Origin of the sequence: uncultured Rothia sp., from assembly GCF_937976295.1 — a bacterium.
Lineage (GTDB): Bacteria > Actinomycetota > Actinomycetes > Actinomycetales > Micrococcaceae > Rothia.
This window is the reverse complement of record NZ_CALJRY010000148.1, coordinates 1-4,379: the sequence shown is the minus strand read 5'-3', so window position 1 is coordinate 4,379 and position 4,379 is coordinate 1. Positions and strand designations below refer to the sequence as shown.

The following is a 4,379-nucleotide window of genomic DNA, read 5'->3' as shown; positions in this document are numbered from 1 at the left end:
GGGCGGCGTGTCCCGCGAGCGCCTGGATGCGGTCGCCTCCACCACGGACGGCTTTGAGCTCTCTCGCATCGACCTGGCGCAGCGCCGTGAGGGTGATATTCTGGGTGCTGCACAATCGGGCTCGAAGAGTACCCTGCGGTTTTTGCGGGCGCTCGCCGATGCTGACATTATTGAGCGTGCCCGCGAGGATGCCCGCTCGGTGGTGGAGAAGGACCCGACGCTGGCTAAGCATCCGTCTCTGGCGCGTACGATTGACCGCGCCCTGGATGCTGACCGTGAGGCGTTCCTCGGCAGGGGATAAGAGCCCAACGTGGCAGAACGCCCCGCCAGCCATGCCCACCACCCCTGCCCGCCAGCCGCTGAAACCGTGACGTCAACACACCGCACTAGCTAAGAGGAGAGACCCTATGAGCCGTATTATTTCCGGTGCCGCCGGAGGCGTTCGCCTTGCCTCGGTTCCGGGGGATAACACTCGCCCCACGACCGACCGGGTGAAGGAATCCCTCTTCTCCAAGCTGGAGAGCTACGACATTATTCGTGGCGCCCGCGTGCTGGACGCTTTTGGCGGCTCGGGTGCGCTGGGCTGCGAGGCGCTCTCGCGCGGTGCCGCCTCCGTGACTCTGCTGGATACGTACCCGAAGGCTGTTGCGGTGATTCGCAAGAATGTTGCCGCGGTGGAGAAGGCGATGGGACGCACCGGCTCTGGTTCTTCTGGCGCTACCGGTTCTGCGGCGCGCGTGCAGCAGTCTCAGGCGCTGACCTACGTGAAGTCCGCTTCCGGTCCGTGGGATTTGGTGTTTGTTGACCCTCCCTACGCCATGCCGAACGAGCAGATCAGCGAGTTGCTGGAGGCGCTCACCCCCAAGCTTGCCGAGGGCGCCGTGGTCGTGGTGGAGCGTTCTTCGCGCGATGCGGAGCCGGTGTGGGGCGAGGGCCTGTACTGTTTTTCGACCCGTCAGCACGGCGAGACGGTTCTCTACTATGTGGAGCCTGACGAGGCGGAGGAACAGACGGGCGACGAGTCCGGCAACGAGCCCGGCAACGAATCCGGCGAGGACGCTGAAGAGCTCGCAGCCTAAGCACGCCGCCTCATCTCACCGCCCAATTTTCCCGCCTCAGTCTGCGCTCGCCCGCATACCGCTAACCCGCATCCTATATTCGCCCGCTTTTAGCCATTCCGACCTCTGATATTTATTCGTGAAGGAACCGCCATGATTGCCCTCTGCCCCGGATCTTTTGACCCCGTGCACCACGGCCACCTGGAAATCATTGCCCGCGCCGCTCAGCTCTTTGATGAGGTGATTGTGGGCGTGGCGCACAATAGCGCCAAGAAGTACCGTTTCTCCCTGGAGGAGCGCGTGCAGCTGGTGCGTGAATCCCTGCAGGAGCTCGGCATTGAGGGTGTGAGCGTGGAGCCGATTCCGCCGGGCGTGCTGCTTGCCGAGTACGCGGCGGAGCGTGGAGCGAAGGTGCTGGTGAAGGGTCTGCGTTCGGCGACGGACTACAGCTATGAGGCTCCGATGGCGAGCATGAACCGCCACCTGGCGCAGGTTGAGACGGTGTTCTTGGCCTGTGAGGACCGCTACGGTGCGGTGTCGTCCACGATTATTCGTGAGGTGGCGTCGCTGGGTGGTGACGTGACTCCCTTCGTGCCGGAGGCGGTTGCCCGCGCCCTGAAAAACGCGAAAAACGCCTAATCAACCTGGGTGTGCACCTGGGGTGCGCCTACCCCGACCACCAGCCCGACACTCCCGACAAGCCCACCGGCACGGCAACCCGCACCGCCGACCGGGCACTTAACCGCCTCTGCAACGTCCCCGGCCGGCCGGTTAAGCGCCGCGCGGCGCCTCCTTAAGGAGATATTTAAGAGGTGAGCGCCACTTAAAGAGATTTAAAAGGCGCTTAATCTTGATTAACCGCGCGAACCACCCCTAAAATGGGACTTTGGTTTATACATTTCGTAAGGAGAAACGCCATTTCACGTGCAGACGCATCGCCGCTGGTGGTATCGGTCACTAACCTGATTCACCGCCCCGGCACCATGGAAACTCTCACTGAGGTTCTGCCCGCACCGGCAGACCTGGGTAACACGCTCATCGGCGTGGAAGAGGGTTCGGATATTGACCTCGATATTCGTATGGAGTCTGTTGTTGATGGTATCCTAGTAACCGGCTCCGTCGTTGTGGATGTACACGGCGAGTGTAGCCTCTGCTTGGATCCGATTGATTACGAGATGTCGGCCAATATTCAAGAGCTTTTCGTCTTTGAGAAGGCCCCGGCTGGCGGCCCCGAAGATGAAGTAGATGAGCAGTACGCCGTTGAGGATGATTCCATCGACCTTGAACCGGCTCTGCGGGACGCAGTAATCCTTCAACTGCCGTTCCAGCCTGTTTGTAGGGACACCTGCCAGGGTCTGTGCGCCGATTGCGGTGCGCGCCTGGAGGATGACCCCGGGCATCATCACGAGGTGTTGGATCCGCGCTGGTCGGCCCTGCAGGGCCTGCTCGGTGCAGATACCGAAAACTAAATTGTTGTTACTAGAGATTGTGAGATAGCTGTGGCTGTTCCCAAGCGCAAGATGTCCCGCGCTAACACCCGCGCACGCCGTTCCCAGTGGAAGGCATCCGTGCCCCAGCTGGTTAAGACCGTTGAAAACGGTCGCGTGACCTACAGCCTGCCCCACCAGGCAAAGGTTGTAACCGACGCTGCAGGCAACGCCCTGTTCCTGGAGTACAAGGGCCGTAAGGTTGCAGACGCCTAAGAAGCGGTGAATCCTTATGACTGAATTTCCTAGTGTTGATACTAGGGAGTTGCGTAAACGTCTCGGGGTCGATATCGACGCCGAGACGTTTTTGCTATCCCTAACCCACCGCTCCTACGCCTTCGAGAACCCCGGGGTGGAGCATAACGAGCGCCTGGAGTTCCTGGGCGATTCGGTGCTTTCCCTGGCGATCGCTGAAGAAGTGTACCGACGCTACCCCGAGCTGCCCGAGGGTGAGCTCGTGAAGCTGCACCACGTGGTGGTGTCTACGGTGGCGTTGGCGAAGGTGGCACGCGACCTGGATCTGGGCCGGTACATCCTGCTCGGTAAGGGCGAGATTCACACCGGCGGCGCCGATAAGGACTCGATTCTTGCCGACACCATGGAGGCGATTTTCGGTCTGACCTACCTGGAGTGCGGTCGCGAGGCGGCTCGTGACCTGGTGCTGCGCCTGATTGCGCCGTTGCTCGATGATGAGAAGGTCCTGAACTCTGGGCGCGACTGGAAGACCGAGCTGCTGAACCTCGCCACCGCCCGCGGTTGGGGAGACGTGCGCTATGAGGTCACCGGCGAGGGCCCCGACCACGCGCGCGTGTACACTGCGGTCGCTATTGTAGCGAACCAGCAGACCGGTACCGGTGTGGGTCCGAGCAAGAAGGAGGCGGAGCGCCTTGCCGCTGAGCAGGCGTACCGCGTTCTGGTTTAGGCTCATTCAATCATCCTGCAGGTCTGCTAGCTCTGCGGGCTCTTGATTCTGCAGTCCTGTTGAAAGAGAGATTCATGCCCGAACTGCCCGAGGTAGAAACCGTTCGCGCAGGTCTAGCCGACCATTCCTTGGGTCGCCCCGTGCGGGCGGTGCGCGTGGTTGATGCCCGTTCGCTGCGCAGGCATCTGCCCGGTCCCGCCCACTTTGAGGCGGCACTCACCGGCAGGGCACTGCGCGGCGCCTACCGCCGCGGCAAGTACCTGTGGCTGACCCTGAGCGAGGCGGACGGCACGCTTGCCGACGAGGCGCTCGTGGTGCATCTGGGCATGAGCGGTCAGGTGCTCGTGCGCGATGAGCCGGGCGGCGATATGGACGGCAAATCGGAGGCTCGTACGGCGTTCGATGAGCAGCCGCGGCACCTGCGCGTGGCACTCGAGCTAGGACCGGCTGGAAATTCGGAGAGCGTGGAGAGCACCAACCGGGCAAGTAGCAATCGGACAAACACTGGGCAGCGCTTGCTCTTCGTGGATCAGCGCATCTTCGGCGGCATGTTCCTCAGCCCGCTGGTACCGGACGTACCCGCAGCGCTTGCAGTGAATGAAGTAGCGCCGGGCGAAGTAGCGTCCGAGGGCGGCACCGATTTTAGCGCCGTACCCGAGCGTTTTCTCGTGCCCGAGGCGGTCAAGCACATTGCCCGCGACCCGCTGGACGAGTTCTTCGACCCCGCGGCGGTGCGCCGCAAGTTCCTGCGCACCTCCAGCGGCATTAAGAAGGTGCTGCTGGACCAGTCGGTGATCTCCGGGGTGGGCAATATTTACGCCGACGAGGCGCTGTGGCGCGCACGGCTGCACTACGCGAAGCCCGCACGCACCCTAAGCGCCACCCAAACCCGCGAACTGCTGGAGGCCGTCA

6 protein-coding genes and 1 pseudogene are annotated in these 4,379 nt (G+C 62.3%); all 7 read left to right on the top strand.

Annotated features, from left to right (window positions below):
* A pseudogene (locus Q0216_RS03935) lies at positions 1–301 on the top strand (ATP-dependent DNA helicase RecG); the annotation flags it as partial.
* A gap of 106 nt (positions 302–407) precedes the next feature.
* The gene (gene rsmD, locus Q0216_RS03930; RefSeq protein WP_298593094.1) at positions 408–1,079 is read left to right on the top strand and encodes a 16S rRNA (guanine(966)-N(2))-methyltransferase RsmD; all 672 of its coding nucleotides are present in this window, start codon (positions 408–410) and stop codon (positions 1,077–1,079) included.
* A 132-nt stretch (positions 1,080–1,211) separates the two neighbouring features.
* Positions 1,212–1,697, top strand: a complete 486-nt coding sequence (coaD, locus tag Q0216_RS03925) for a pantetheine-phosphate adenylyltransferase (protein WP_298593092.1) — start codon at positions 1,212–1,214, stop codon at positions 1,695–1,697.
* Positions 1,698–1,936: 239 nt separating this feature from the next.
* Positions 1,937–2,527, top strand: coding sequence for a DUF177 domain-containing protein (locus tag Q0216_RS03920; RefSeq protein ID WP_366139811.1), 591 nt, complete (start codon positions 1,937–1,939; stop codon positions 2,525–2,527).
* A gap of 30 nt (positions 2,528–2,557) precedes the next feature.
* Complete coding sequence (gene rpmF, locus Q0216_RS03915; protein WP_005505656.1) at positions 2,558–2,761, top strand: 50S ribosomal protein L32; 204 nt, start codon at positions 2,558–2,560, stop codon at positions 2,759–2,761.
* Between the two features lie 16 nt (positions 2,762–2,777).
* Positions 2,778–3,467 (top strand): ribonuclease III, encoded by a 690-nt coding sequence (gene rnc / locus Q0216_RS03910; protein WP_298593089.1) that lies wholly within the window; start codon positions 2,778–2,780, stop codon positions 3,465–3,467.
* 74 nt (positions 3,468–3,541) lie between these two features.
* The coding region (locus Q0216_RS03905) for a DNA-formamidopyrimidine glycosylase family protein (protein ID WP_298593087.1) at positions 3,542–4,379 on the top strand (838 nt) is incomplete at its 3' end.

Excerpts from the sequence above, each read along its gene's own strand:
- rsmD (WP_298593094.1), top strand. The coding sequence starts at position 408 with ATGAGCCGTATTATTTCCGGTGCCGCCGGAGGCGTTCGCCTTGCCTCG.
- coaD (WP_298593092.1), top strand. The coding sequence starts at position 1,212 with ATGATTGCCCTCTGCCCCGGATCTTTTGACCCCGTGCACCACGGCCAC.
- Q0216_RS03920 (WP_366139811.1), top strand. The coding sequence starts at position 1,937 with ATGGGACTTTGGTTTATACATTTCGTAAGGAGAAACGCCATTTCACGT.
- rnc (WP_298593089.1), top strand. The coding sequence starts at position 2,778 with ATGACTGAATTTCCTAGTGTTGATACTAGGGAGTTGCGTAAACGTCTC.